The organism is Terrabacter sp. P5_B1, from assembly GCF_056400505.1.
The window spans coordinates 1-699 of sequence record NZ_JBFULD010000614.1 but is presented as its reverse complement, the minus strand read 5'-3'; the positions used below and the strand labels follow the sequence as shown (position 1 = coordinate 699).

General features: G+C 76.4%; 1 protein-coding gene. It reads left to right on the top strand.

Annotation, left to right across the window (positions count from 1 at the left end):
- A partial coding sequence (locus AC1DP0_RS22410; RefSeq protein WP_478088856.1) for a carbohydrate kinase family protein occupies nt 1-699 on the top strand: 699 nt, incomplete at both ends.

Here is a 699-nt window from a genome sequence, read left to right as displayed (position 1 = left end):
GGTGACGCTCCTCGCGCGGGTCGGCGACGACGCGGCAGGGCAGGCGTGCCGGGGCGAGCTCGAGGCCGCCGGTGTCACGTGCGCCTTCGCCGTCGACCCGGCGCTGCCGACGTGCATGGTGGTGATCTTCCTCGACGCCCACGGCGACCGGACGATGTTCCCGGACCGCGGGGCCAACCGGGCCTTCTCCGTCGCGGACGTCGACCTGGCCTCGCTCGGCCTGCCGCTCGACCCGCGGCCGCACCTCCACCTGTCGGGCTACGTGCTCTTCGACGCGGGGTCGCGGGCGGCGGGCCTCGAGTCGCTGCGCCAGGCGCGCGCACTGGGATGGACGACGTCGGTCGACCCGCAGTCGCCGGCGCTCATCGAGCGCGAGGGGGTCTCGGCGTTCCTGTCGTGGGTCTCGGGAGTGGACCTGCTGCTGCCCAACGAGAACGAGGTCGTGGCGCTCGGCGGTCTGGCCGCGATCCTCGGGCACGCCGGCGAGGTCGTCGCCACCTACGGCGCGGCCGGGGCTCGGTGGGTCGGGGCCGACGTCGACGAGTCGGCCGAGGCGCCGGTCGTCGAGAACGTCGACGCCACCGGGTGCGGCGATGCCTTCAACGCCGGGCTGCTCTCGGCCTGGCTGCGCGGCGAGGACCGGTCCAGCGCCCTGCGCGCCGGCGTGGCGGCCGGCAGCGCCGCGGCAGCCCGCGTGGG